The sequence below is a fragment of the uncultured Thalassolituus sp. genome (assembly GCF_950066645.1).
Classification (GTDB): Bacteria; Pseudomonadota; Gammaproteobacteria; order Pseudomonadales; family Oceanobacteraceae; genus Thalassolituus.
Window position 1 is genome coordinate 221,687 of sequence record NZ_CATMFB010000004.1, and the last position, 24,031, is coordinate 245,717.

General features: G+C 53.0%; 22 protein-coding genes and 2 tRNA genes. 5 read left to right on the plus strand and 19 right to left on the minus strand.

Translation table 11 applies throughout. The features are described from left to right. Window positions 1–102 precede the first annotated feature (102 nt). Window positions 103–1,587 carry an NAD(P)/FAD-dependent oxidoreductase gene (locus Q1L85_RS05575; protein WP_300425094.1) on the plus strand — a complete coding sequence of 495 codons (1,485 nt, stop codon included), beginning with the start codon at window positions 103–105 and terminating at the stop codon, window positions 1,585–1,587. Then, window positions 1,584–2,480 (plus strand): alpha/beta hydrolase fold domain-containing protein, encoded by an 897-nt coding sequence (locus tag Q1L85_RS05580; RefSeq protein WP_300425092.1) that lies wholly within the window; start codon window positions 1,584–1,586, stop codon window positions 2,478–2,480. Before Q1L85_RS05575 ends, Q1L85_RS05580 begins: the two co-directional genes overlap by 4 nt. 47 nt (window positions 2,481–2,527) lie before the next feature. Here the strand turns inward: Q1L85_RS05580 and Q1L85_RS05585 are convergent, their stop codons facing one another. After that, the gene (locus Q1L85_RS05585) at window positions 2,528–3,418 is read right to left on the minus strand and encodes an alpha/beta hydrolase (RefSeq protein ID WP_300425091.1); all 891 of its coding nucleotides are present in this window, start codon (window positions 3,416–3,418) and stop codon (window positions 2,528–2,530) included. A gap of 108 nt (window positions 3,419–3,526) precedes the next feature. Here Q1L85_RS05585 and Q1L85_RS05590 point away from each other — a divergent pair, with 108 nt between their 5' ends. After that, on the plus strand, window positions 3,527–4,075 hold the full coding sequence (locus tag Q1L85_RS05590; RefSeq protein ID WP_300425089.1) for a TetR/AcrR family transcriptional regulator: 549 nt from the start codon (window positions 3,527–3,529) through the stop codon (window positions 4,073–4,075). A gap of 113 nt (window positions 4,076–4,188) precedes the next feature. Beyond that, window positions 4,189–6,927 (plus strand): RNA polymerase-associated protein RapA, encoded by a 2,739-nt coding sequence (gene rapA / locus Q1L85_RS05595; protein WP_300425088.1) that lies wholly within the window; start codon window positions 4,189–4,191, stop codon window positions 6,925–6,927. 20 nt (window positions 6,928–6,947) lie between these two features. On the opposite strand, the gene gorA is transcribed toward rapA, so the two are convergent. The 13 genes from gorA to Q1L85_RS05660 form a co-directional block, all read right to left on the minus strand. Next, complete coding sequence (gene gorA / locus Q1L85_RS05600) at window positions 6,948–8,309, minus strand: glutathione-disulfide reductase (protein WP_300425158.1); 1,362 nt, start codon at window positions 8,307–8,309, stop codon at window positions 6,948–6,950. 7 nt (window positions 8,310–8,316) lie between these two features. After that, the gene (locus Q1L85_RS05605) at window positions 8,317–8,829 is read right to left on the minus strand and encodes a type II secretion system protein M (protein ID WP_300425086.1); all 513 of its coding nucleotides are present in this window, start codon (window positions 8,827–8,829) and stop codon (window positions 8,317–8,319) included. After that, complete coding sequence (gene gspL, locus Q1L85_RS05610; RefSeq protein ID WP_300425084.1) at window positions 8,826–9,995, minus strand: type II secretion system protein GspL; 1,170 nt, start codon at window positions 9,993–9,995, stop codon at window positions 8,826–8,828. Before gspL ends, Q1L85_RS05605 begins: the two co-directional genes overlap by 4 nt. An 11-nt stretch (window positions 9,996–10,006) precedes the next feature. Next, a complete protein-coding gene (gene gspK / locus Q1L85_RS05615; RefSeq protein ID WP_300425082.1) occupies window positions 10,007–10,987 on the minus strand; it encodes a type II secretion system minor pseudopilin GspK in 981 nt (326 codons plus the stop codon). Then, window positions 10,984–11,706 carry a type II secretion system minor pseudopilin GspJ gene (gene gspJ, locus Q1L85_RS05620; protein WP_300425081.1) on the minus strand — a complete coding sequence of 241 codons (723 nt, stop codon included), beginning with the start codon at window positions 11,704–11,706 and terminating at the stop codon, window positions 10,984–10,986. Before gspJ ends, gspK begins: the two co-directional genes overlap by 4 nt. Beyond that, window positions 11,706–12,071 carry a type II secretion system minor pseudopilin GspI gene (gene gspI / locus Q1L85_RS05625; protein WP_300425080.1) on the minus strand — a complete coding sequence of 122 codons (366 nt, stop codon included), beginning with the start codon at window positions 12,069–12,071 and terminating at the stop codon, window positions 11,706–11,708. Before gspI ends, gspJ begins: the two co-directional genes overlap by 1 nt. Next, window positions 12,064–12,636, minus strand: a complete 573-nt coding sequence (gspH, locus tag Q1L85_RS05630) for a type II secretion system minor pseudopilin GspH (protein WP_300425078.1) — start codon at window positions 12,634–12,636, stop codon at window positions 12,064–12,066. Before gspH ends, gspI begins: the two co-directional genes overlap by 8 nt. Before the next feature lie 5 nt (window positions 12,637–12,641). Then, entirely contained in the window at window positions 12,642–13,073 is a 432-nt protein-coding gene (gspG, locus tag Q1L85_RS05635) for a type II secretion system major pseudopilin GspG (protein ID WP_300425076.1), read from the minus strand. A 9-nt stretch (window positions 13,074–13,082) separates the two neighbouring features. Next, a complete protein-coding gene (gspF, locus tag Q1L85_RS05640) occupies window positions 13,083–14,294 on the minus strand; it encodes a type II secretion system inner membrane protein GspF (protein WP_300425075.1) in 1,212 nt (403 codons plus the stop codon). Between the two features lies 1 nt (window position 14,295). Then, a complete protein-coding gene (gene gspE, locus Q1L85_RS05645) occupies window positions 14,296–15,816 on the minus strand; it encodes a type II secretion system ATPase GspE (protein WP_370291901.1) in 1,521 nt (506 codons plus the stop codon). A gap of 29 nt (window positions 15,817–15,845) precedes the next feature. After that, window positions 15,846–17,141, minus strand: a complete 1,296-nt coding sequence (locus Q1L85_RS05650; RefSeq protein WP_300432535.1) for a UDP-glucose/GDP-mannose dehydrogenase family protein — start codon at window positions 17,139–17,141, stop codon at window positions 15,846–15,848. A gap of 188 nt (window positions 17,142–17,329) precedes the next feature. Next, entirely contained in the window at window positions 17,330–18,259 is a 930-nt protein-coding gene (locus tag Q1L85_RS05655) for an FAD-binding protein (protein ID WP_300428461.1), read from the minus strand. A gap of 14 nt (window positions 18,260–18,273) precedes the next feature. Then, window positions 18,274–19,023 carry an electron transfer flavoprotein subunit beta/FixA family protein gene (locus Q1L85_RS05660; RefSeq protein ID WP_300428462.1) on the minus strand — a complete coding sequence of 250 codons (750 nt, stop codon included), beginning with the start codon at window positions 19,021–19,023 and terminating at the stop codon, window positions 18,274–18,276. A gap of 332 nt (window positions 19,024–19,355) precedes the next feature. Here Q1L85_RS05660 and Q1L85_RS05665 point away from each other — a divergent pair, with 332 nt between their 5' ends. Then, window positions 19,356–20,996: an electron transfer flavoprotein-ubiquinone oxidoreductase gene (locus Q1L85_RS05665; RefSeq protein ID WP_300432537.1), complete on the plus strand. Its 1,641-nt coding sequence runs from the start codon at window positions 19,356–19,358 to the stop codon at window positions 20,994–20,996. A gap of 102 nt (window positions 20,997–21,098) precedes the next feature. On the opposite strand, the gene Q1L85_RS05670 is transcribed toward Q1L85_RS05665, so the two are convergent. The 5 genes from Q1L85_RS05670 to Q1L85_RS05690 all read right to left on the minus strand — a co-directional run bounded on the left by Q1L85_RS05670 (window position 21,099) and on the right by Q1L85_RS05690 (window position 23,805). Then, window positions 21,099–21,977 carry a DUF6160 family protein gene (locus tag Q1L85_RS05670; protein WP_300432540.1) on the minus strand — a complete coding sequence of 293 codons (879 nt, stop codon included), beginning with the start codon at window positions 21,975–21,977 and terminating at the stop codon, window positions 21,099–21,101. A 155-nt stretch (window positions 21,978–22,132) separates the two neighbouring features. Then, window positions 22,133–22,660, minus strand: coding sequence for a DUF1285 domain-containing protein (locus Q1L85_RS05675; RefSeq protein WP_300426402.1), 528 nt, complete (start codon window positions 22,658–22,660; stop codon window positions 22,133–22,135). Then, window positions 22,660–23,556 carry a radical SAM protein gene (locus Q1L85_RS05680; protein WP_300426403.1) on the minus strand — a complete coding sequence of 299 codons (897 nt, stop codon included), beginning with the start codon at window positions 23,554–23,556 and terminating at the stop codon, window positions 22,660–22,662. Before Q1L85_RS05680 ends, Q1L85_RS05675 begins: the two co-directional genes overlap by 1 nt. Window positions 23,557–23,590: 34 nt before the next feature. Continuing rightward, window positions 23,591–23,677 (minus strand) — tRNA-Leu (locus Q1L85_RS05685). Window positions 23,678–23,731: 54 nt separating this feature from the next. Beyond that, window positions 23,732–23,805: transfer RNA gene (locus tag Q1L85_RS05690), tRNA-Cys, on the minus strand. Between the last annotated feature and the right edge of the window lie 226 nt (window positions 23,806–24,031).

Here is a 24,031-nt window from a genome sequence, read left to right on the forward strand (position 1 = left end):
CTTTTAACGATATTTTGTCCTCAAACAGTGTCGAACGGCAAGCCTGTGGTGATTAGGCTTTACGCTCTGGATTGGTATTGGAAATCAGACAGGAGAGACATAGTGAATTCACAAACAAAATATAGAGACGCAACCCGCATCGCCATTATTGGCTCAGGATTTGGCGGCATTGGCTTGGCTATCCAGCTCAAAAAGGCTGGGTTCAACAATTTCACCCTATTCGAAAAAGCGGGAGACGTTGGAGGGGTCTGGCGTGACAATAGCTATCCTGGAGCCGCTTGCGATGTCCCTTCGCACCTCTACTCCTTCTCCTTTGAGCAAGGTCCGGGTTGGGAGAATCGCTTCGGTAAGGCAGATGAGATACATCAGTATCTGCGCTACTGTGCGCGCAAGTATGGCATTTACGACCATATTCACTTCAATACAGAAATAGAAAGTGCTCGATATGATGCTGAAGAGTCCGTCTGGTTACTCCGCACCAAAGCGGGCGCGCTCCACTCCGCCCAGATCATGGTTGCCGCAGTAGGTCAGCTGAACAGGCCCGCCTACCCGGCACTTAAAGGATCTGAAGTATTTACAGGAAAGGCCTTTCATTCTGCCCGCTGGGATCACAGCTATGACCTTACGGGCAAGCGTGTGGCCGTCATCGGAACGGGGGCTAGCGCCATTCAATTTGTACCCGAAATACTCCGACAGGTAGCTCACCTGGATGTGTATCAGCGTTCTGCTCCATACGTGCTACCAAAACCCGATAAGCAATACCCGGAGATGCAACGAGCACTGTTTCGTAGAATCCCCTTACTACAGAAGCTTGATCGTGGCTGGCAATACTGCTACCACGAGCTGCGTCAGCTCGCACTAAATACGCGGTTTAAAAAAACCTCCATCGTTGACCATCTGTTTCACAAGCATATTCGTGACATCGTTAAGGACGATGACCTCCGTCAGAGGCTGATGCCTGATTACCCTATTGGTTGTAAACGCATTCTTATCTCAAATCATTGGTACAACGCATTAATTGATCCAAAAGTTGAAGTCGTTACTTCCGACATCGAGGAGGTACTGCCACATGGCATACGGACTTGTGACGGCAAGGAACGCGAAATCGATGCAATCATTTACGGCACTGGGTTTGCGGCGACTGATTTTCTTGCACCGATGGATATTACTGGCCTTAATGGCCTTTCGCTAAAGCAGGCATGGCGGGACGGAGCCGAGGCGTATCTCGGCCTCGCAGTCACGAGCTTCCCAAACATGTTTATGCTCTATGGTCCAAATACGAACCTTGGGCACAATTCTATCGTCTACATGCTTGAGAGCCAGATTAACTTCATTCTGGACGCTGTTAGAAAGATCCAGAGTAACGGACTGCGGTCTCTGGACCTACGCAAAAACGTACAGGATGCTTTCAATCAAGAAGTTCAGGAGCGAATGAAGTCTACCGTCTGGGCCCAGGGGTGTACCAGTTGGTATCAGACCGCGACTGGAAAAAACACGAACAATTGGCCAGGGTTCACCTTTGAATACCGTAACCGGACTCGTAGCTTAAACCTCAACCACTTCATACAGACAAAAGGCACTGTATGATGGATATACGAAGCGTAATTAATATATTTATCCGCTGCTCGGTAAAACCAATACTGTCACCAGAAGTACCGATATGGCTTCAGCGTATGATCATAGGTGTCGGCGGGATACTTTTACGCGGCACGCCCTACACTACCAAGAAGCGCGCAGTAGATGGCGTAAGGACCTGCATAATTACACCGCCTTCAACGATTGAAACCCGGGGCACCCTCTACTTGCATGGTGGAGGTTATGTTTTGGGTGGTCGCGGTAGCCATGCAAAACTGGCTGCGCGGGTTGGACAATCAGTGCGATCGAAAGTCTGGCTGCCTGATTACAGGCTCGCTCCGGAAAAACCTTATCCTCATGCTTTGAATGATGCCCTTCGAGTATACCTTTCACTAATTAAGAGCGGGCAGGCGCCACATCAGTTAGTTCTTGCAGGTGACTCGGCAGGTGCGGGGCTGGCGCTTGCTACAGCAATCGCTCTACGCGATGCAGCCCTGCCCTTGCCGCGGGCCATTATTCTGTATTCCCCATGGGTTGATCTTAGTCTGTCCGGTCGTTCAATTGAAACCCACCTAAGTCGGGACTCCATGTTAAAACCCGACTGGCTAAGCTGGTGTGCAGATGCATACCGCGGTGCACTCCAGAAGACTGACGCTGAATGTTCACCCTTGTTTGCAACCCTTGAGGGACTCCCTCCAATACTGATACATGTTGGCAGCGAAGAAATACTGTTAGATGATTCGCTCAGGCTCACCAAGAGCGCTCAAAAAGCGGGCCTTAACGTTGAGTTTTCCTGCTTTGAAGGTGTGGGTCATGTGTTTCAACTCCAGGCAGGGATAATTGATGAGGCTGATAGATCGTTACGTCAGACAGGAGAGTTCATTGAACGTATTATGAGGCAATGACAGCAATTGCCGCCTAATCGCGGCAATCACCCGTTTTCGATTTAATTCTAATCAGAGAACACTTCGTTAAGAAACTTCAGCTGATTGGTTACGTTATCTTCAAACCAGGGCTGCAGATATGGATCGAAGTGGTTCGCATCAATCGTGCTGATCGAGATATTACTCCCGACCTTGCTACGAACGGATGCTTCGTTGAATGGCGCGACTGTGTCACGCAAGGCACCGATGATAAGCCCTGGCATCGACAGTCGCTTAAGGTTCCTTCCCGGCTGATAAGGCCCCATGGTGAGTAACGAAGTTGCGGTTACCCGGTTGTCGTATGGGCTGTCAAGCTCCTTCGCTACCCAATCTTCAAGGCGTCCTGCTCCGTCCCTATCCATGGTGGAATATTCACCCAGTGCAGATACGACAGGAATGTAGGTTCGGCCAAACGGATTAAGCAGATCTTTTGCGATATCGAAACCAAAGCGCATCAGGCGTGGCAGCGGCACGGCTTTAACTGCCGCCATGCCGTTCAGCATAGGGACATGAGCGATAACACCCGCCAGTTCTGGGTGCTCTGCCGCAAGATCAATGGCGTGACCGCCGCCAAAGGAGGTTCCCCAAACGACGATCTGATCTTGATTGATGTCCTGTTGTGCTTTCAGGTGTGCCAGTGCTGCTTCTGCAGTGCGCACGCGCGCCCACGGATTAATAGTATTTCGCGGCAGACCTTCACTGGCACCCCAGCCCGCATAGTCAAACGTCATGACGGCGTAGCCTGCTTCGGTGAAGCGCTTAATAAAGTCTTTGAAGAGAATCAGCTGAGTTCCGCCCCATCCATGAATCATCAGGATGGCGGGTGTCCGCTCTGCTTTGTTGTCTGGATAGTAGATGGTTGCTGCGCAGTCTGCGCCCTCCGACCGGAACGTTGATTTCATGCCCTGTTTAAAACTCATATGCACTCCAATTTTGTTTTGTCTGCTTTTTGACTTACTGTCATCTTGAATGGCATTCAAGAAAACACATTGCTATCTTGTATGTCAATCAAGAATCAGGAAAAAGCCGTGCCTCGTAACAAACGACACTTGGAACAGGGCGAAAAAAAGCAGGCCATCCTTACCGCTGCTGCAGAGCTGTTTACGGAAAATGGCTTTGATGGAACCTCGATGAATGCCATCGCAAAGCAAGCGGGCATCACGCCGAACACTATCTACTGGTATTTTCCGGGAAAGGATGACGTATTAATCGGCGTCCTGAACGATCTCGTCCGCGATGGTCTGACCGAGGCCATGACAATGGCTGGCCTGCCCGTCAGAGAGCGTCTGATGCACGCAATTGGGGTGTTCGAGCGCCCGGAATCGCTGATGAATACGGTGCATGCCCGTGTCGCTCACTCAGAGGCCATCGCCACCTGGCATGCGCGTTTCCATATGATGCTTGAACAGATACTGATCAGCGAGGTCTGTAAAGTCGGTATACCAACTGAGCGCGCAGCCACAGTCTCGCGCCTGCTGGTATATGTCATTGAGGGCCTTCTTTCTCACCCACACCAGGAGAATGATCGTCACGAGATGATCGACGCCATGCTTGAGTTGGCAGGTGTGGACGCTTAACTCCCCGTGAGCGGTAGGAATGAAAATATACATACGTTAAAATCCGCGCCCTTTTATTCTTTTTGCGGCCCGGGTTGTCGCCTTCTTCCACAAAAACAGGTTATCCATTAAATATGTTTGTTGTTGGCCAGCGCTGGATCAGCGAAGCAGAAACCGACCTCGGATTGGGTCTGGTTCAAAGTGTCGATTTCCGGATGGTGTCGATGTATTTCCCGGCCATGGACGAAACACGGACCTATGCAGTTCAGAATGCGCCGCTTACACGCGTTGCTTTTGTGGAGGGAGATACGGTTCCGCTGCATGACGGCTCTGTCATCACCATTGCGGACACCGAAGAAATCGATGGCATCATGTTCTACAGCAATGGCGAGCGCTTCGTGCCTGAGACTTTGCTGGCAGCTTCGATTCAGCTGAACGCGCCCTCCGATCGTTTGTTTACTGGCCAGATTGATAACAACAACCTGTTCGAACTGCGCCAGTCTGCGCTACAGAAGCTGGCGCAGCTCCGTAAACGCCCTTTCTATGGCCTCCTTGGTGCTCGCACCAGCCTACTTCCGCATCAGCTTCATATCGCTGCGCAGGTTACTCAGGACGCTCTGCCAAGAGTACTGCTTGCGGATGAAGTTGGCCTGGGCAAAACCATTGAAGCAGGCATGATTCTGCACCGCCTGATCCGCCTGCAGCGCATCCAACGCGTTCTCATTCTCGTCCCTGACCATCTGGTACATCAATGGCTTGTTGAGATGATCCGTCGTTTCAATCTGTATTTCAGCGTGACGACGCAAGCGGATTTCCTTGAAGGAGAAGAAGGCGCATTCGGTGGCGGGCAACTCTTTATCTGTCCGTTATCTCTGGCCACTTCCGATCTGGCTGCGGCCGACATCCTCAGTGAGGATTGGGATGCCCTGGTTGTCGACGAGGCACACCATCTGACCTGGACTCCGGAATATCAGGACGACGGATACCGCCTGGTTGAACAGATCGCCAAAATCACACCGGCCGTTCTGCTACTGACTGCCACGCCCGAACAGCTGGGCGTCGAAGGTCACTACGCTCGTCTGCGCCTGCTTGACCCCGAACGCTACCCCTCTCTGGATAGTTTCCTTGCGGCTCAGGATCAATACCGGCCGTACGCTGAGCTTGCAGCAGCGGTGTCCGAGGGTGAAGACCTCACGTCAGAGCAGTCATCTCTGTTGCACTCCAGCGTTCCGGATCTTGCTGACAGTGAAGACGGGCAGAAAATCACGGAAGCACTGGTGGATCGCTTTGGCCCGGGCCGTGCTCTGTTCCGCAATACCCGCCACAGTGTCAGTGGCTTCCCTCAGCGCCTGCCGGAGTTCACGTCGCTTGAGCTACCACCGGACTACAAAGACGCCAGCGACCCACTCCGTCCTCATCTGGATACGCCTGACTGGACTCTGGATGATCCGCGCCCACTCTGGCTTGCAGAACTACTCAACCAGCACAAACAGGACAAGTTTGTCCTTATCACTCACGATGTGGATACCGTTCTGGCCCTGGAACAGTATCTCTGGGAGAAACACGGCGTCGCCTGCTCAGTATTCCATGAGCACATGGATATGATCGAACGCGACCGTGCTGCAGCGTATTTTGCTGACCAGGAGCAGGGAGCACGCCTCCTTATCTGTTCAGAAATTGGCAGCGAAGGTCGCAACTTCCAGTTCGCCAGCCATCTGGTACTGTTCGATCTGCCGTTCAACTGCGACCTTATCGAGCAGCGTATCGGCCGCCTTGATCGCATTGGTCAGAAAAACGATATCCGCATTCATATCCCAGTGTTTGCCGGCCATGCCACCGAACGTTGGGCGGATTTCCTTAACGGGACGCTGGACACCTTCAGTCACCCTAACCCAACCGCTCAGCCGCTATTAGAAAAACACGAGACCCGCATCCGCGACGGAATATTCGCCTCCGTGGACATGGGGGAGCTCGCGGACACCCTGGGCACTGAGCGTAAGGCTCTGGAAGAGCAATACGAAAAAGGCCGGGACCGCCTGCTTGAGCTGCATTCCTGCCCACCTCGCCGCGCACGGGCTGAAGCGCAGGAAATGACCATTACGCACATCGAGGATGAAGCGGAACTGAACGATTTTGTCGAGTTGTTTGCAGATGCTTTCGGCCTTGAGGTGACGGATCTCGGCGGAGACTGCATAACAATTGCTCCGGGTGATCATATGCTGGTGCCCGACCTGCCACACCTTCCTGAGGATGGTTTCATGGCAACGACCCACCGAGACGTTGCTCTGGCGCGGGACGATGTCCAGTTTCTGAGCTGGGAGCACCCATTTATCGATCAGGCTCTGGAGCTGATACTCAGCGGTCCGGCAGGTAATGCAGCGGTAGGGTATATCGAAAATCACAACTATAAGACCGGCGACTGCTTTATCCAGCTTCAGTTTACTGCCAGATGTCCAGCGCCACGCGCGCTTCAGGTTGAGCGGTTTCTGCCTCCTGATGCCATGCACCTGACTATGACGCCGACAGGCGATCTTAAGGTTAATCAGCCAGATCTCGGCGAATTCGTACTGTCTCTCAAGCGAGGGACAGCGCGGGGCTTGGTCGAGCAGAAAGAAGCCCAGGTCCGCCCTCTTATCTCTAAGCTGGAAAAAATGGGGATGGGGCAGCTGGATAAAATGATTGCCCGCGCAAGCGACAGGGCTACCGAGGCCTATGAAGATCGACTCGGCCGTCTGCGCGCCCTGTCGGAGCAGAATGCTGCCATTTCTGGCGCCATGATCGAAGAAGTCGAACGTGAGAAGGCAAAGGTTGTGGAGGCAATCAGCCGTTCACAGCTGGTGCTGGACAGTGTTCGTCTGGTGTTCTGCGGATAAAGACTGACATCCTGACGCGCTCATATTGAGCGCGTCAGTGTTCTCATAGTCACAAATTCTTCCGCAGCGGTAGGGTGAATACCCAATGTCTGGTCAAAATGCGCTTTGGTTGCTCCCGCCGTCATTGCCACTGCGATCCCCTGAATGATCTCCCCTGCATCCGGCCCGACCATATGGGCACCGATGACGCGATCATCCGAGCGACGGACAACCATTTTCATCAGGGTGCGCTCTGGTGATCCGCTGAGGGTATGTTTCAGTGCGCGGAACTCAGAGGTGTAGATATCGACATCACCAGCGTGACGTTCTGCCGCCTGCTCTTCGGTCAGGCCGACGGTGCCGATATTGGGTTGGCAGAAAACAGCCGTTGGTATCAGGTCATAATTCATCGAGCGGGTGTCATCGCCAAACTGCTGATTAACGAAAACCATACCCTGCTGCAGCGCTACGGGAGTCAACGCTGGCGTGCCAATCACGTCACCCAGTGCGTAAACACCAGGGATGTTGGTTGAAAACCGCTCATCGGCGACAATTGAACCGTTGCCCGCCGTTTCTACGCCAACAGCTTCAAGCCCAAGCCCTTCGGTGCGTGGCTTACGACCTGTTGCATACATGACGGCATCACAATGAATCGCCTCACCATTATTGAGGTGAGCGATCAGCCCTCCGTTCGCCTCACGCTCGATGCTTACGATATCGGTATTCGTGCGCAGGTCCACGCCAGACTTCACAATCTCTGCTGCAGCGTGACTGCGGATTTCGTTATCAAAACCGCGAAGGATCTGTTCGCCCCGATAGAGCAGACTGGTCCCGGCACCTAGCCCGTTGAAAATGCCGGCAAACTCTACTGCGATGTATCCGCCTCCGACCACCAGAATCCGCTTCGGGAAGGTTTCCAGGCTGAACACATCATTGGAGTCTATTGCGTGTTCAATGCCCGGAAGATCAGGCATGTACGGCCAGCCACCCGTAGCAATCAGGATTCGCTGGGTCTTGAGTAGACGCCCGCCCGCCTCGACACAATCTGCCGACACCACCTTTCCGTGCGCGCGAATCACCTCCACGCCCGGACCTTCAAGTAAATTGTTATAAATGCCATTCAACCTGTTGATTTCTTTGGTTTTATTCTCAACAAGCGTAGACCAGCTAAAAGATTCTCTAGTGAGATTAACTCCAAATCCCGCCGCTTCACCTGTGTGGCCTGCATACTCGCTGGCATACACAAACAGTTTCTTCGGAACGCAGCCTACGTTGACACAGGTACCGCCAAGATAGAGATCTTCCACGACCGCGACACGCGCTCCCGTCGCAGCAGCCATTCGTGCAGCACGGACGCCACCAGACCCCGCACCAATCACAACCAGGTCGTAAAGATCGCTCATCATTACCTCACTGAGAAAACGTTATACGGATATCCGCGCGCCCGGGCTGGGCATCGCGGTCGATATTGGCCTGCGTGGCAACCACGCCCTGGCGTCGGGCAAGTGATTCAATCCAGCGTATGGCATCGTCGAACGAAGCATCGTCGACCCACACCCGCAATGCGGCACCGTCCTGCTCATAGCGGGTCAATGTAATTCCAGCCTTGCGGGCTTCCTGACTGACAACACTCAGCAGTGGCTTATTTCCTGAAGCGCCACTGCCAGAGCCAGCAAACTGGGCCCCATTCTCTGCCATCAACTCATAGAAGGCGGTTTTTTTCTGCAGGCTTGATGTGAGCTGGCGGTGTTCATCGACCAGCGGAGCAATAAAGATCAGGTAGATAAGCCCGACAACCACAAAGGCAACTAGCGCGCGGATAACACTCTGCTCGACCGGAGGCTTCTTCTGATACCAGTCGATAGCCTGCTGGACACGAGGATCCGTCTGCAGCTCGCCCCAGAGCTTTGTAAGTGCGTTCATGCTGCACCTCCGACTTTCACACGCCCTTTAATCCTGTCCTTATCCGCGGTCGCCGACGATATTTCGGCGGTCAGACCACGGGCCTCCAGCCCCTGCTTGAACGCCTGAAGCTCACCCTGCCCCTTGGCAGTGACATCAAGAAGCAATTCCCCAGTGCGGTCAGAGAATCGGATACCCTGTACATCCACAGCGTCTTTGGAGGATGCCGCCCAGGCGGCAGAAACCTGAGCCATCACTCCAGCGAAGTCAGCACTGCCCTGCGCTTCGCCGCCAGACATCAGCTTGCGACGGAAGTGCGTTTCATAATTAGACGTCCGCTCTCCCGGAAACCAGCGCTTATACAGGGCAAGACTGGCGTCTGATACCTGATCAACCTTGCTCTGGAGCTGGTAATTAGCAACCACAAGGTAGCCGGCCATCAGAATGGCCGCAAAACCGGCAAACATCGCAAGACTACGCCACCAGGCCGCTGGCGCTTTTTCTGTCACTGGCTGAACTCTGCCATGCAACAGGTTTACCAGAGCCTCGGCCCGGGCCGGCTCACCTGAGGAGACCTCAATATCACTGAAAGCCTCCGGATAACCAGTGGCAACCGTCGTTTTCAACAACCCTGCCTGATCAAGGTTTTCACCGACAATAGTGAGCTGCTGGCCACTCAGCTGATTACAGCAGTACTCAAGCGCAGGGTTCATAGCGCCTTCCGGGACCCGCCCTTCAAAACGCCCAGGAATACTGATCAACCAGGAATCATGCGAGCGCACAATGACATTGCCGCTGAATCCGGCGGTTTCAGGCACAAGACCTGTCAGGCGCAGATGGTGCAGTTCGAGAGCCTCCTGTAACTGATCAAGAAGCTCAGTCGCGACCAGATATGCACGAAACCGACCTTGTGCATTGCCCGCCGGGATGACAGTAAAATCTGCAACATCGCCGATAAGTAGTTCTTCAAGCGCAAACGGAAGCGCCCTCGCAACGTGTCTGCCCTTTACGCCCGGAAGCTCAACCCAGTGCGCTGTGTAGTTCGCAGCCGACAGCGTAAAGCTCACCTGAGCAAGCTCAGGCTGCTCTTCTGCCCAGCTTTCGAGAGACTGACGGCCGGTAGCGGTTTTTACCCACCACTGACCGCTATCTGCACGCCACTCGATTATTCTGTGTTCTGTGGTCATCCTGCACTCTTTTATTCGTTTGCCGCTGGAATACTGCGGGCTTCACGCCGGGAGAAGTCCCGGTAATAAGTTGTCATCATTCCCGTGTCACGAGCTCGCATGATACCAGCTTCCACGGTTGCGATACGTTCATCAATGTCTATTCGTGCAAACATGCCGAAGTATTCGGTCGCCACACTGAAATCTGTTTTGGCCCAAGCAGACGCTGGCACATTCTCATCGTCAGGGTCGCCGCCGCTGACTTCGCGGGTAAATTTTTCTACCTGACTGAGATTCCAGAAATCATCCACCGATGCAAAGCCTTCTTCGCCCCGTGCTGCGACGACCTGCTGAGCATCCGCAAGACTGAACTCACTGTCTAATGAAGCCAGCACCATTGCTGAGGCAGTATTAACGTTCAGCTGGGCTGAAGCCGGCAGGCAGGTAATGTACGGCTCAAGCTTCTGGTAACTTTCGAGATCAAGATCAGTGATCAGCATCAGTTCACTGGTATGGCGACAGGCCGCATACGCCGCCCGGTAGGATGGCTCATGGGTGTAATATTCATCATCAGCCTGGCTATCTTTATCCAGCCAGGCTTTCCAGCGAGAGGCAAACTCAGTATTCAGCCCGAGCAGGTTCAGTAAATTACGAAAGCGCGCTTCCTGTGTCGGCGCCGCACTGCCCGGCTGCAGACTATTCAGATTAAAACGCCCCTGAAGATCAGAAATCTGAATATTGATTACGCCAGGGTCCAATGGAAACGTCCGGTCCACTGCCCATTCTTCGCCAGCATGATCCTTCTCTTTGTCGGCTTCCCAGTCCATGTAGAGGCCCTGGCGTACCGCAGACTCCGCACCGTACGCAAAAGCGCGGGCCTGCTGCTGTATATGCAGAGTAGCGCTGCGCTCAATATCAATCGACTGGCGCTCAATCATCGAGGTCGCCAGAACAACGGCAACGGAGAATATAAGCAGCACCATGAGAAGCACCATGCCTTTCTGCTTTTTCACCAGGCACTCCCATCATAAGCGATCAGCCAGAGGCGTTCGATTTCACCCAGATCCGGCAGAACAAAGCGCCACTTAATGGCCACAGGCCGACCGTTCTCAGAAGCAGCATCCACTGGAGGCCAGGCGGTAACGACATTCTGCGAGCTTACGGCTCCGTTTTCATCATACGTCTGTGTTAACAATTCAAAGGTGAGATCTGAGATCCGATCGACAACCACCTGAGCCGCGGCTTCGCTGTCAGATGAGCGATCCAGTACATTCCAGTAGTAACGCACCAGGCAGTCGCCCTCGCCTTCATATTCTTCCGGGGCTACACCCGCGGCTTCAGCAAGCCGGTTCAGGGCAGGTTCACATACCTCGGAATCGAGTTCTTCCGCGCGGAAGGCAACTCGCTGCAATGTGGATCGCGGATCTTCGCTTACCGGCGAATTGCGCCAGCCTGCCCGGGTAAACTCAAGCGGGTAATCTCCGGAATCCAGCAGCAGAGCGGCCTGCTGATCTCCGTACTCGTCCCGGATGGGTCGACTGATGAACTGACTGATGTCGCGACTGACGACCTGATTAAATCGCTGAAGTGCGGCAATTTCAGCAGCCCTCGCCTGAGTTGCCCGGGAAGTATCACCGACTGAGCTCAATAACTGCACAGCGGAAACTCCAATCAGTGCCGAAATGGAAACAGCAACCAGAACCTCTAATAAGGTAAATCCCTGCTGTTTCATCAGCGGCTCCCCATTACAGTCGCGAGGGTAACTACCGGATTCTCTTTGTTCTGTTCCGGCGCGACGGACACTTCGATGCGGCGCATTCCCGGAAATTGCGTGTCTTCGACATGCGTGTACAGATACCACTCCTGATCAGCCATTCGCACGGTGCCTTTGGAATCCCCCGCAGCAGGGACAATGCCCGTCAGACGAATCTCTGCCAGGCGGTTTTCTGCAACAAAGGAAGCCAGAGTTGAAGTATGGATCGACAGAAGGTTATTAACGCGCATACTCGATGTATCCGTTATCGTCACAGCGACTGCCGCAAAAATGGTTACGGCAACCATAACCTCAAGAAGCGTAAAACCACGTTGATTACTCACCAAACCGCTCCGTACGGCTTAGCACCGGATTAAAACCATCACCGGAGACTGTCACCTGAAAGCCTTCATCCGCAACATGGGTAAGACGGAGCTCAAATGCGGTGTATTCATCAGAGGAAAGGAAAAGAATGGCAGGCCGGGGGCCTTCATCTTCATCATAGAGTTCGGCGATATCGATCTCTTCTTCTTCGACAAACAAGCGGAGATCAATATTCTCAGGTACCGGACGGGTCACCGACATGCGCCCATCAAAGGGCTGCCACGGATTTTTCTTGAGCGCATCCAGCTCTTCGATGCTCAGCCCCGTGGTGAATTCCTGGGAAAAGACATTCTGCCAGGCCAGCAAGCCCAGTTCTTCGGGAAGAATAGCGACACCAAGATCGATATTCTGAAAGACGGCTTCATCCCGATACTGGTTAAAAGCACCGAGCAGCTGTCTTGCAAACTGCTCGGTTTCGTTCTGAGCTGCGCGATCACTTGAATTGAGGTTCACCATAGACAGCAGCAGGCCAACAATCACCAGTACTACCATGACCTCAAGCAGTGTAAACCCGCGTGACCTCATTAAGATCAGAGCTCCTGGCTACTGATGTCGGCTGCGTCGCCCTCACCACCTTCTGACCCATCAGAGCCCAGAGAGATGATTTCGTACTGTCCCTTATCAGAAAAATAGAGGAATTCGTTGCCCCAGGCATCCTGAGGCAGCTTCCCGCCTTTCAGATAACCACCGTTCTGATAATTTTTCGGCTCCGGAGCGCTGCTTGGCTTCTGTACCAGCGCTTCGAGGCCCTGCTCTGTCGTTGGGTAGCGATAGTTATGCAGCTTGTACATATCCAGAGCGCCTTCAACCAGCTTGATCTGGTTTTTGGTTGTTTTGATGCGGGCGTCATCAGCAGAGCCGATGATATTCGTTGCAACCATGGCCAGAATCCCGCCAATAATCGCGATAACAACCATTACCTCAATCAGAGTAAAACCGCCCTGACGTTTGTTCATGTGCATAAAAATCTCCTACTGCACCATTTGTTGAAGTTCCAGAATCGGAAGCATGATAGCCGCCACAATCAACGCGACGACACCACCCATGACAAGCAGCATCATGGGCTCAAAAACAGACACCAGTGCTGACACAGTGTTCTCAAGATTCTTTTCCTGCTGTTCGGCTGTCCGTGCCAGCATGCTGTCAAGCTCTCCACTGCTCTCACCACTGGCGATCATATGCAGCATGATAGGTGAAAATTGCCCGGTCTCCTGCAGGGCCTTATGAAGGCTGGAGCCTTCGCTGACCCGCACGGTAGCCGAGTTGAGCGCATTACGCACTGGAATATTCATTACAACATGACTGGCAATCCGCATCGCTTCAACCAGCGGCACCCCGGAGCTTGTCAGGATAGCCAGTGTACTGCCAAAACGGGAGGTGTTGGCTTCGCGGACAAACGATCCGATAAATGGAGACGCAAGCAGAGCACGGTGCACCCTGGAACGGAAGGCCTCTTTGCGCATCATCTGCAGGAACGCTGCGATAAACGCCACAATGGCAACGCCCAGATACAGGCCGTAACTGGTGAGAAAATTACTGATATTCAGCATCAGCTGAGTAAGGCCTGGCAACTCTTGTCCGTTCTTCAGAAACACATCAACGATATCCGGGACGACATAGGTCAGCAGCCCGACAACGAGACCGGTAGCAACCAGTGTGAGCACGAGGGGGTAGATGGCCGCAAGACGAATCTTCTGGGTCGATTCGTGCGAGCGCTCGGTGTAGTCTGCGAGCCGGTTGAGAACCGGCGCCAGATTTCCAGAATGTTCACCCGCACTCACGGTAGAACGATAAAGCACCGGAAACGCCCGGCTGTATTCGGCAAGTGCATTCGCCAGGGTGAACCCCTCCAGCACTTTAGCGCGGATCGCCAGAATCATGGCTTTTGTTTTCTGCTTCTCGGTCTGATCGGCCAGCGCTTTCAGCGACTCATCAATAGGCAGGCCTGCACCAATCAACGTGGCAAGCTGGCGCGTGAGAAGCGCCCTTTCACCTACCGACAGCGACGGCCCCCGACTGAAAAACCCTGCGCTTTTCTGCTTAACCACTGTCGGCTCAACAGACAGCGGCATCCAGCCTTTTTCCCGGAGTTGCTGACGGATCTGACGCGCACTGTCTGCTTCCAGCACACCTTTCTTCTGGCGCCCTTTTGCGTCAAGCGCCTGATACAGAAATGCTGCCATATCAGCCCTTCGCTACCCGCAGGAGTTCTTCAATAGTCGTTTTGCCAGCCAGAACCTTGCGGATCCCATCCTGACGGATACTCGGCCCCAGAGAGCGCGCATGACGTTCCATTTCCTGCTCACCCGCCTGGTCATGGATGAGTGTTTTCATACTCTCATCCACTTCGATGATTTCATAGATACCCTGCCGACCCCGATAACCCAACTGATTACACTTGTCGCAACCCTTAGCATGATAGATAGTCGGCGGGTTGGCTTCGTCAGCACCCAACAGGCGGCACTCACTGGCGTCTGCGACCGTTTCGACCTTACAGTCGTCGCACAGTACCCGGACAAGTCGCTGGGCAATAACACCGATGACAGAAGACGACAACAGGAAAGGCTCAACGCCCATGTCCTGGAGTCGTGTAATCGCACCCACTGCCGTATTGGTGTGCAGAGTGGACAGTACAAGGTGACCTGTCAAAGACGCCTGGATAGCAATCTCTACGGTCTCAAGGTCACGGATTTCACCAATCATCACGACGTCCGGATCCTGACGGAGAATCGCCCGCAACCCTTTCGCGAAGGTCATGTCTGCTTTCAGGTTAACCTGAGTCTGACCGATACCGGGCAGACTGTATTCCACAGGATCTTCAACCGTAAGAATATTGCGACTGGTGTCATTCAGATCACTGAGGGCACCGTAAAGCGTCGTGGTCTTACCAGAGCCGGTCGGTCCCGTCACAAGGATAATACCGTGCGGCTTGCTGATGATGTTTCGCATCGCCTGAAGGTCGCGGGCTGACATGCCGAGCTGCGCGAGCCCCAGTCGTCCGGCCTGTTTGTCCAGAAGACGCATTACCACGCGCTCGCCATGACTGGATGGCATCGTAGACACACGGACATCAACTTCACGTCCACCGATGCGGAGCGCGATACGACCATCCTGCGGGACGCGCTTTTCGGCGATATCCAGCTTCGCCATGACTTTGATACGGGAGACTAACAAAGCAGCAAGAGCACGCTTCGGCTGCACCACTTCCCGGAGAACACCGTCGATCCGGAAGCGGACAACCAGACGCTTTTCGTATGTTTCAACGTGAATGTCCGACGCGCCTTCCTTCACTGCTTCGGTAAGAAGGGCGTTGATCAGCCTCTTGATTGGGGCGTCGCCCTCCTGCTCCAGCAGGTCCTCTGTTTCGGGGACGGAATCGGCGAGGCTGGCGAGATCCATGTCATCACCAAGCCCCTCAACCATTTCCATGGCCTCTGACGAGTCACTCTGATAGGCCAGCCCCAGGCGCCGCTCAAACTCGTCATCACTGATGACTTCCAGCTGATATGGGCGACTGAGAAAACGCTGCACCTCCATCAGTGCCGAAGCATTCAGACCTTCGCGATGGAAGAGCGTGATGCGGTCATCGCGACTGTCAACCAGCACACCGAAGCGCCGGGCAAAGCTGAACGGCAAGCGCACACTGAGGTTGCCTCCCGAGACGGCGACGGCTTGTTCGTTGTCTGATACTGCTGAGGTTTCCAAAAGTCTTCCAACCAATTATGAAATTATTGTTATTCCGGAGACCGGCCAACGCCACGATAGATAAACCCACCGCGCTGCAGGCTTTCGCCGTCGTACTGGTTACGCCCATCAACGATGAAAGGGCGTTTCATCAGCTTGGCCATCGCATTGAAGTCCGGCTGACGGAATGGTTTACATTCTGTCATAAGAACGAGGGCATCTGCATCTGGCAGAGCGTCATATTGATGTCCGGCAAAAATAACGCGACCGGCATCATCGCCCAACTCCAGACGCGCATTGGTCATTGCCAAAGGATCATACGCCGAGACAACAGCCCCTGCAGCAAGCAGCTGACGAATCAATACAATTGATGGGGATGCTGCCACATCGTCTGTTTCCGGACGAAATGCGAGCCCCCATATGGCTATCTTACTTCCTTCGAGATTGCCCAGCTCACGACTGAGCTGCTTAAGCGCCCAATCGCCCTGGCGACGATTACGCTCGGCGACAGCACTCAACAGCACCATATCAACGCCTGCCTGCTGGCCAGCCTCAATCAGAGTGCTGACATCCCGTGGCAAGCCAACGCCACCATACCCAACACCGGGATACAGATAGGCATAACCAATTCGTTGATCTGAGCCTATTCCGCGACGGACATTTTCCATATCCGCGCCGCAGGTTTCAGCCAGCGCAGAAATCTCGTTCATCAGTGAGACACGTGTTGCCAGCATGGCGCTGGTCGCATACCTCGCCAGTTCGGCATCTCTGATGCCCATAAACATCAGACGGTCATGCTGTCGACTGAATGGTTTAAACAGCTCAGACATGGCGGCACGCGCATTGTGCCCTGCGACACCAAGGACAATCCGGTCAGGGCGCATAAAATCTTCTATCGCCATCCCCTCTTTGAGAAACTCAGGATTAGCAACGACATCCACCTCGAAACTCAGTCCGCGTTCCGCGACCTCATAATTAACAATCCTGCAGATTTCCTCAGTCGTACCAATCTGACAAGCCAGGCGGTTAACAATAACGACAGGGCGCGTGATTGTGCGGCCAATCGTCGTGGCAATATCCGCAGCACTCACCTTCTCCTTCTCAGAAAAAGCAAGAATCAGAATATCAGCATCGGCAAGTGCGACATCGGCGTCAGTGGTAAACAATAGGCGACCGGCCTTAGCATTAGACTCAAGCATACCCAGGAGCCCAGGCTCATAAAAAGGGAGTCCCCCGGAGATATCCGTTGGTTCAAAACTGAAGTGTGTTATGAGGTTGCCCATTTCAGCAAAACAGGCAGAGTTGACCAGTGCAGCATACCCGGCCCCAGCGACAGAAACTTTCAAAGTGATTTCCTTTTCCGATATTTTACGATGCTCAGAGATTCTGCAACCTGTTGTTTTTATATGAAAAAGCTTAGCGCTCCGGGCAGAACAGACGACGTAAGTTACCTTATTACCAAAAAATGACAACTGAATGACATAAAAAAAGCCCGGGCAATGCCGGGCTTCCTTCAGATCAGGTTCTGATCAGATCAGAGTGCAGATTCCAGCTCTGGAATCGCATCAAACAGATCTGCAACCAGACCGTAGTCTGCAACCTGGAAGATAGGCGCTTCTTCGTCTTTGTTGATAGCAACAATAACTTTAGAGTCCTTCATACCTGCCAGGTGCTGAATGGCACCAGAGATACCAACAGCAACATACAGATCAGGAGCGACGATCTTACCGGTCTGACCAACCTGCATGTCGTTTGGAACGAAACCAGCGTCAACCGCAGCACGTGAAGCGCCAACCGCAGCACCGATCTTGTCAGCAACTTTGTACAGAATTTCAAAGTTGTCGCCATTGCCCATGCCGCGACCACCAGAAATAACAACCTTAGCGGCAGTCAGCTCTGGACGATCAGACTTGGCCAGCTCTTCGCTAGCGAACGCAGAAACACCTGCATTCTTAACAACATCAGAAGACTCTACAGATGCAGAACCGCCCTCTGCCGCAGCGGCATCAAAGCCAGTCGCACGAACAGTCAGAACTTTGATAGCGTCGGACGATTTCACAGTGGCAATCGCATTGCCAGCGTAAATAGGACGAACAAAGGTATCAGCCGCCTCAACACCGATCACTTCAGAGATCATGTTTACATCAAGCAGAGCCGCTGCACGTGGCAGGAAATCCTTACCAGTTGTCGTTGCTGCAGCAAGGATGTGGGTGTAACCCTTACCAAGCTCAGCCACCAGGTCGCCCATGTTCTCAGCAAGCTGGTACTCATAAGCGTCGTTGTCAGCAACGATCACTTTGCTTACGCCGGCAACTTTAGCAGCGGCTTCAGCGGCAGCGCCACAACCTTTGCCAGCAACCAGTACGTCAATGTCGCCACCAATTGCTGCTGCAGCAGTAATGGTGTTCAGAGTAGCGCCTTTCAGAGTGGCGTTATCGTGTTCTGCAATTACAAGGATAGACATTACACAGACCTCTCTCAGAGCACTTTGGCTTCGTTTTTCAGTTTTTCGACCAGCTCAGAAACGCTGCCGACCTTAATACCAGCAGAACGCTCAGCTGGTGGAGTCACCTTGACCAGAGACAGGGAAGATTTAACTTCTACACCCAGATCTGCAGGAGACATAGTATCCAGAGGCTTACGCTTCGCCTTCATGATGTTTGGCAGAGAAGCATAACGTGGCTCGTTCAGACGCAGGTCAGTAGTCACGATTGCTGGCAGAGACAGAGCAACAGTACGCAGACCGCCATCGATTTCACGAGTTACGTTAACCTTGTCACCATCAACTGCAACTTCAGAGGCGAAGGTGCCCTGTGGCATGCTCGTCAGTGCGCCCAGCATCTGACCAGTCTGGTTGTTGTCGCTATCGATGGTCTGTTTACCCATCAGAACGATCTGAGGCTGCTCTTTCTCAACAACGCCTTTCAGCAGCTTAGCTACCGTCAGTGGCTCGAGCTTTTCTTCAGTCTCGATCAGAATGCCGCGGTCTGCACCCAGAGCCAGTGCAGTACGAATCTGCTCCTGCGCTACTTTAGGACCGATAGACACAACCACTACTTCAGTGGCAACGCCCTTTTCTTTCAGGCGCACAGCTTCTTCAACGGCAATTTCACAAAATGGGTTCATAGCCATTTTGACGTTAGTCAGATCAACATCAGAGTTGTCTGCTTTCACGCGAACCTTAACGTTGTAGTCGATTACGCGTTTTACAGCGACAAGAACCTTCATAGATTCCTCGTATTTCTCTAGTGGATGAAAAAAGGGTGTTCAGGGGACCGTAAGATAAAACGTCACGCACACGTACCCTTTCCAGCGCGCAACATTATTCGGATTGTGTCACTTCAGGTCAAGCTCACCCTCACCCAAACCCTGACAAATACCCCTATGACAGCCAGTTTTCCTGTGAAATCAGTTGCCTGACCGTAGTCACATCGTATAATGGCGGGCATTTTTCGTCCCTCCTGACCGGCCGGTAACAGCTACCTGCAGTGGTTTTGGCAGTGGTTTTATAATGTCCGCAATATGCGGCACCTCCCAGCGTGATTTGAGGAGATCATCCTATGCAACGTGATGTAATGGAGTACGACGTAGTCATCGTCGGTGGCGGCCCATCTGGCCTCGCCACGGCTTGTCGTATCAAGCAACTGGCCGAAGAAGCAGGCCAGGAACTGTCTGTATGCCTGGTAGAGAAAGGCTCTGAGATCGGTGCGCACATTCTCTCTGGTGCCGTAATCGAAGACCGCGCCCTGACTGAACTCTTCCCTAACTGGAAAGAAATGGGCGCACCACTCAACACGGCTGTTAAGGGTGATGAAGTCTATTTCCTGACCTCTCAGGAGAAGTCAGTAAAAAGTCCTCACTGGGCTATTCCAAAGCCAATGCACAACGACGGTAACTACATCGTATCACTGGGCAACGTTTGCCGCTGGCTGGGCGAGCAGGCTGAGGCACTGGGCGTTGAAATCTACCCAGGATTCCCTGCCGCCTCCCTGATCATCGAAGAAGATACTGTTAAAGGTATCATCACTGGCGACATGGGTGTCAGCCATGACGGCACTCAGCGGGACGACTACGTACCAGGCATGGAGCTGCGCGCCAAATACACCGTATTTGCAGAGGGCTGCCGTGGCCACCTGGGCAAAGAACTGATTGCAAAATTCAACCTGGATGCAGGCAAAGATCCACAGCACTACGGCATTGGCATCAAAGAACTGTGGGACATCGATCCAGCCAAACACCAGGAAGGTCTCGTACTGCACGGTGCGGGCTGGCCACTGAGCGAGTCTGGCTCTACCGGTGGTTTCTTCCTGTATCACGCAGAGAACAACCAGGTGGTTGTCGGCCTGATTACCGATCTGTCTTATAGCAACCCTCACGTCAGTCCATTTGACGAATTCCAGCGTATGAAACACCACCCAGTGCTGGCTCAGTATCTCGAAGGTGGCAAGCGTGTTTCATACGGAGCGCGCGCAATCGCTAAGGGCGGTCTGAACTGCCTGCCTAAGATGACCTTTCCGGGCGGCCTCATCGTTGGCTGTGACGCCGGCACACTGAACTTCGCCAAAATCAAAGGCACCCACACTGCAATGAAGAGCGGCATCGTTGCTGCAGAAGAAATCTTCAAGGCAGTGCAGGCTGAGCGCGCTAACGACGAAATCGTCGAATTCACCGCTGCCTTTGAAGCCTCCTGGGCGTGGGAAGAACTGCACCGCAGCCGCAACTTCGGCCCGGCAATGCACAAGTTCGGTACTTTTGGCGGTGCAGCGTTCAACTTCATCGACCAGAACATCTTCCCAATTCCGGTGACCCTGCACGACAAGACTGCAGACCACGCCATGCTGAAGCCAGCGTCAGAATGCAAGAAGATCGACTATCCGAAGCCTGACGGCAAACTCAGCTTTGACAAGCTTGGCTCGGTCTTCATCGGTAACGTCAACCACGCAGAAGATCAGCCTTGCCATCTGAAGCTGAAGGATGACTCTATCCCTCTGTCTCAGAATCTTCCTAAGTTCGATGAACCTGCGCAGCGCTACTGCCCTGCGGGTGTTTATGAAGTTGTTGAAGACGAAAACGGTAAGCGCTTCCAGATCAACTCTCAGAACTGCGTTCACTGCAAGACCTGCGATATCAAAGATCCTGCACAGAACATCACCTGGGTGACTCCGGAAGGTACTGGCGGCCCGAACTATCCGAACATGTAAGCTTCGGATTGGTATAAAAAAGGAGCCAATCGGCTCCTTTTTTATAGCACGTCAAACTGAAGACATAAAAAAACCCGCCGAAGCGGGTTTTTTCATGTCAGATCAATCGTGACCTGCAACCCGAATAGCAATGTTACTCAGGTTAAGATCATCAATCGCGACCCGACCAATGGCTCCATCACCAACAGTAACGGAAGCGAGGTCGATATCCATGATGTTTGCATCAAGTATCGCGCCCGGACGGAAATCAAATACCACTCCGCCTTCTGCATCCGCATACATATCAACAAACAGTTGAGTAACGCGGCGACTCGCAGGAACGTTATTCCCCAACACAGCCTTCTGCTCAAGATATTGACTGCCTGCAACTACGGCATTCTCAATCTTAAGACCGAGCGACGATGAAGCATCGATATCGAGATCCTCGATACCGAACTCGGTAACCATACGCAGATTGGTGTAATTCTGAGTAGCACCATCAACAGTACGAGTACGGTTAGAAACATCCATATTAAAGTACAGCGCGCCACCGTACATAGAGATGCTATCAACCAGATTCACAGCACGATCACCATCTGAGTCGCGAGTAAAAATCGCGCCCGTGGATACGAGAAAATCAACAGGACAGGCGCTACCACAGGTAGACACACCGCCAATTGACAGATCGCCGTTAGAAGCAGCATCAATAGAGAAGGTGAAAGCATCGATACGACTGGTGTTATTGGATACAGGCTGACCGAACAGTCGGTTACGACCTTCACCACCACCCAGATGCAGATCCTGAATAACAACACTACCGCCATCTGTAGCGTCAGTATCCACGTAGATAATCTCACCAATGTCGATTTCAACATCCAGCGCGATATCGATACCACCCTGACCAGTCACAGCGTGAAGGTCGTATTCGGAAAGTGGCTGAAGCTCGGCTTGTGCTGACAGGGACGCGGCAAGTACGCATGAAGCAAGAGTTATTTTTTTCATGGTCATTCCGTGAGTTTTTATTGTGTTTTGCCAGTTTAGGGAGCGAATTTCACACCCGCAACTACTTAACGCTCATTCTAACCAGTTGAAAAGAAAGAGCATCGCCAGATAGATACATAGCGAGCAAAGTGGCTCGCAATGTCTCATTGAAGATGTCAATTCTCATCCAGAGGTATGACAAATGAGGCCCCCGACGAACAAACAACGGGGACCCCATCATTCCTGAACTCGATATATTCCACAAGTGAATAATAGGAGGACCGCTTAAATCGCGCAGTCAGGCCACTGGCCAGCTTAAGCAAAGGCAGCATTTCGCCATCAAGCTCAGAAAACTCAAGCTTTACCCCCCTTCCGAGAATTACCTCCTGCCCATTGCTGAGTACCGCAGTAATATCGCCATCAGATTCTTCAACCAGCAGAACATGAAGGGGGCAATCCTCTACCTGAATTTTCCACTTCTCCACAGGGGTAACGAGATAAAACTCACCCTCCTCTTTTTTGAGGATACTGGCAAACAGGCGCACGAGGGCCTGACGCTTAATCTGACCTCCTTCATGCCACCAGGTACCGTCCTTGCGGACCTGCATGTCCATGATGCCTGACAACGGAGGGTTCCAGCGCTCTACGGGCGGTAGTGACGCACCCTCAGAAATCCCCATCTGAGAAATAAGCGATTCCAGCATCAGAGCCCCCTTTGCCACTCCTGACGGAGTTTGATCTGCCCAGGACGAAGAATCGCCACCTCCAGCTCCTGAAGCAGCCTTTGCTTATCCACTCCAAGATTCCCACGCAGCGGCAGGTAGTTAGAAGCATGGTCACTGCGGAATACCGTATCAGTGAGCTCAAGAGTATCGATAAAGCGATACAGCTCCTCAAAGAGAGCCTGTTGATCTGGCAACTGGTACACCTTTCCGATGCTTTCAAACCCCTGTTTCACTCTATCCTCTCCAAGAGGATAGCTGACGATAAGAGTCGAAAGAAAATCAGGCTGCGCCTCATTCATCAGTCGCGCAGAGTTAACGGCGTGCTGCTCACTCAGGGCCGCACCCCCCATCCCATTGAGAACCATTACGGAAGTGGTGATTCCCGCACTTTTAAGCTTAAGCAGCGCCTCAAGGGTGGATTCGTATGTCTCTCCCTTACTGATCGCCTCAAGTACCTGATCATCACCACTCTCAGCGCCCACGTAGGCAATGCCCAACCCAAGCTCACGGAGGCGAGTCAGCTCATCGACAGATTTTTTGCGGATATTGCGCGGCAGGCAGTAAGCCCCAACGCGCTTAACCCAAGGCAGATGCTCACGAACAGCCAGCAGGATCATTTCAAGCTTGCGGACAGGCAACACCAGGGCGTCACCATCCGCGAGAAATACCTTTTCGAACCGGGGGCCGATCGCCGCTGCAGAGCGGATCTCTTCGAGGATGTCATCATCAGACCGGGCCCTGAATTTCTTCTGGGACTGAGTGTACATGTCACAGAAAGTGCATTTATTCCAGGAGCACCCATTGGTCACCTGAAAAATCAGAGAGCGCCCCTCGCTGGGCGGACGAAATACCGGATCAATATAGGTAGGAAACATGGCTATCCCGTTGAGAACTGGTGACAGAATGGCGTGGTGCCCGGAGCCGGAATTGAACCGGCACGACCTGAAGGTCGGGAGATTTTAAATCTCCTGTGTCTACCAATTCCACCATCCGGGCCTATCTTGCTGCCCAAAGGGGCATATCAATCCGATGATCACAAGATTGAAACAGTGGAGGCGCGAGCCGGAGTCGAACCGGCCTACGTGGATTTGCAATCCAGTGCATAACCGCTTTGCTATCGCGCCTTAAAACATTGCAGGTCAGCTTTCAGCTGATGCGATTCAACCACGAGATGCAGTTGAACAGAATACTGTAGCGGGAAACGAGATCCGACTGGGCTGGCATTCCAGCTCGCGACCGTGGTCGCTCCAGAGCAATCAATTTCTCACTTGTACATAACCAATTTGAAATTGGAGCGGGAAACGAGATTCGAACTCGCGACCCCAACCTTGGCAAGGTTGTGCTCTACCA

Coding starts and splice junctions, on each gene's coding strand:
- Q1L85_RS05580 (WP_300425092.1), top strand. CDS start 1,584: ATGATGGATATACGAAGCGTAATTAATATATTTATCCGCTGCTCGGTA.
- Q1L85_RS05585 (WP_300425091.1), bottom strand. CDS start 3,418: ATGAGTTTTAAACAGGGCATGAAATCAACGTTCCGGTCGGAGGGCGCA.
- rapA (WP_300425088.1), top strand. CDS start 4,189: ATGTTTGTTGTTGGCCAGCGCTGGATCAGCGAAGCAGAAACCGACCTC.
- gorA (WP_300425158.1), bottom strand. CDS start 8,309: ATGAGCGATCTTTACGACCTGGTTGTGATTGGTGCGGGGTCTGGTGGC.
- Q1L85_RS05605 (WP_300425086.1), bottom strand. CDS start 8,829: ATGAACGCACTTACAAAGCTCTGGGGCGAGCTGCAGACGGATCCTCGT.
- gspL (WP_300425084.1), bottom strand. CDS start 9,995: ATGACCACAGAACACAGAATAATCGAGTGGCGTGCAGATAGCGGTCAG.
- gspJ (WP_300425081.1), bottom strand. CDS start 11,706: ATGAAACAGCAGGGATTTACCTTATTAGAGGTTCTGGTTGCTGTTTCC.
- gspH (WP_300425078.1), bottom strand. CDS start 12,636: ATGAGGTCACGCGGGTTTACACTGCTTGAGGTCATGGTAGTACTGGTG.
- gspG (WP_300425076.1), bottom strand. CDS start 13,073: ATGCACATGAACAAACGTCAGGGCGGTTTTACTCTGATTGAGGTAATG.
- gspF (WP_300425075.1), bottom strand. CDS start 14,294: ATGGCAGCATTTCTGTATCAGGCGCTTGACGCAAAAGGGCGCCAGAAG.
- Q1L85_RS05655 (WP_300428461.1), bottom strand. CDS start 18,259: ATGTCTATCCTTGTAATTGCAGAACACGATAACGCCACTCTGAAAGGC.
- Q1L85_RS05660 (WP_300428462.1), bottom strand. CDS start 19,023: ATGAAGGTTCTTGTCGCTGTAAAACGCGTAATCGACTACAACGTTAAG.
- Q1L85_RS05665 (WP_300432537.1), top strand. CDS start 19,356: ATGCAACGTGATGTAATGGAGTACGACGTAGTCATCGTCGGTGGCGGC.
- Q1L85_RS05670 (WP_300432540.1), bottom strand. CDS start 21,977: ATGAAAAAAATAACTCTTGCTTCATGCGTACTTGCCGCGTCCCTGTCA.
- Q1L85_RS05675 (WP_300426402.1), bottom strand. CDS start 22,660: ATGCTGGAATCGCTTATTTCTCAGATGGGGATTTCTGAGGGTGCGTCA.
- Q1L85_RS05680 (WP_300426403.1), bottom strand. CDS start 23,556: ATGTTTCCTACCTATATTGATCCGGTATTTCGTCCGCCCAGCGAGGGG.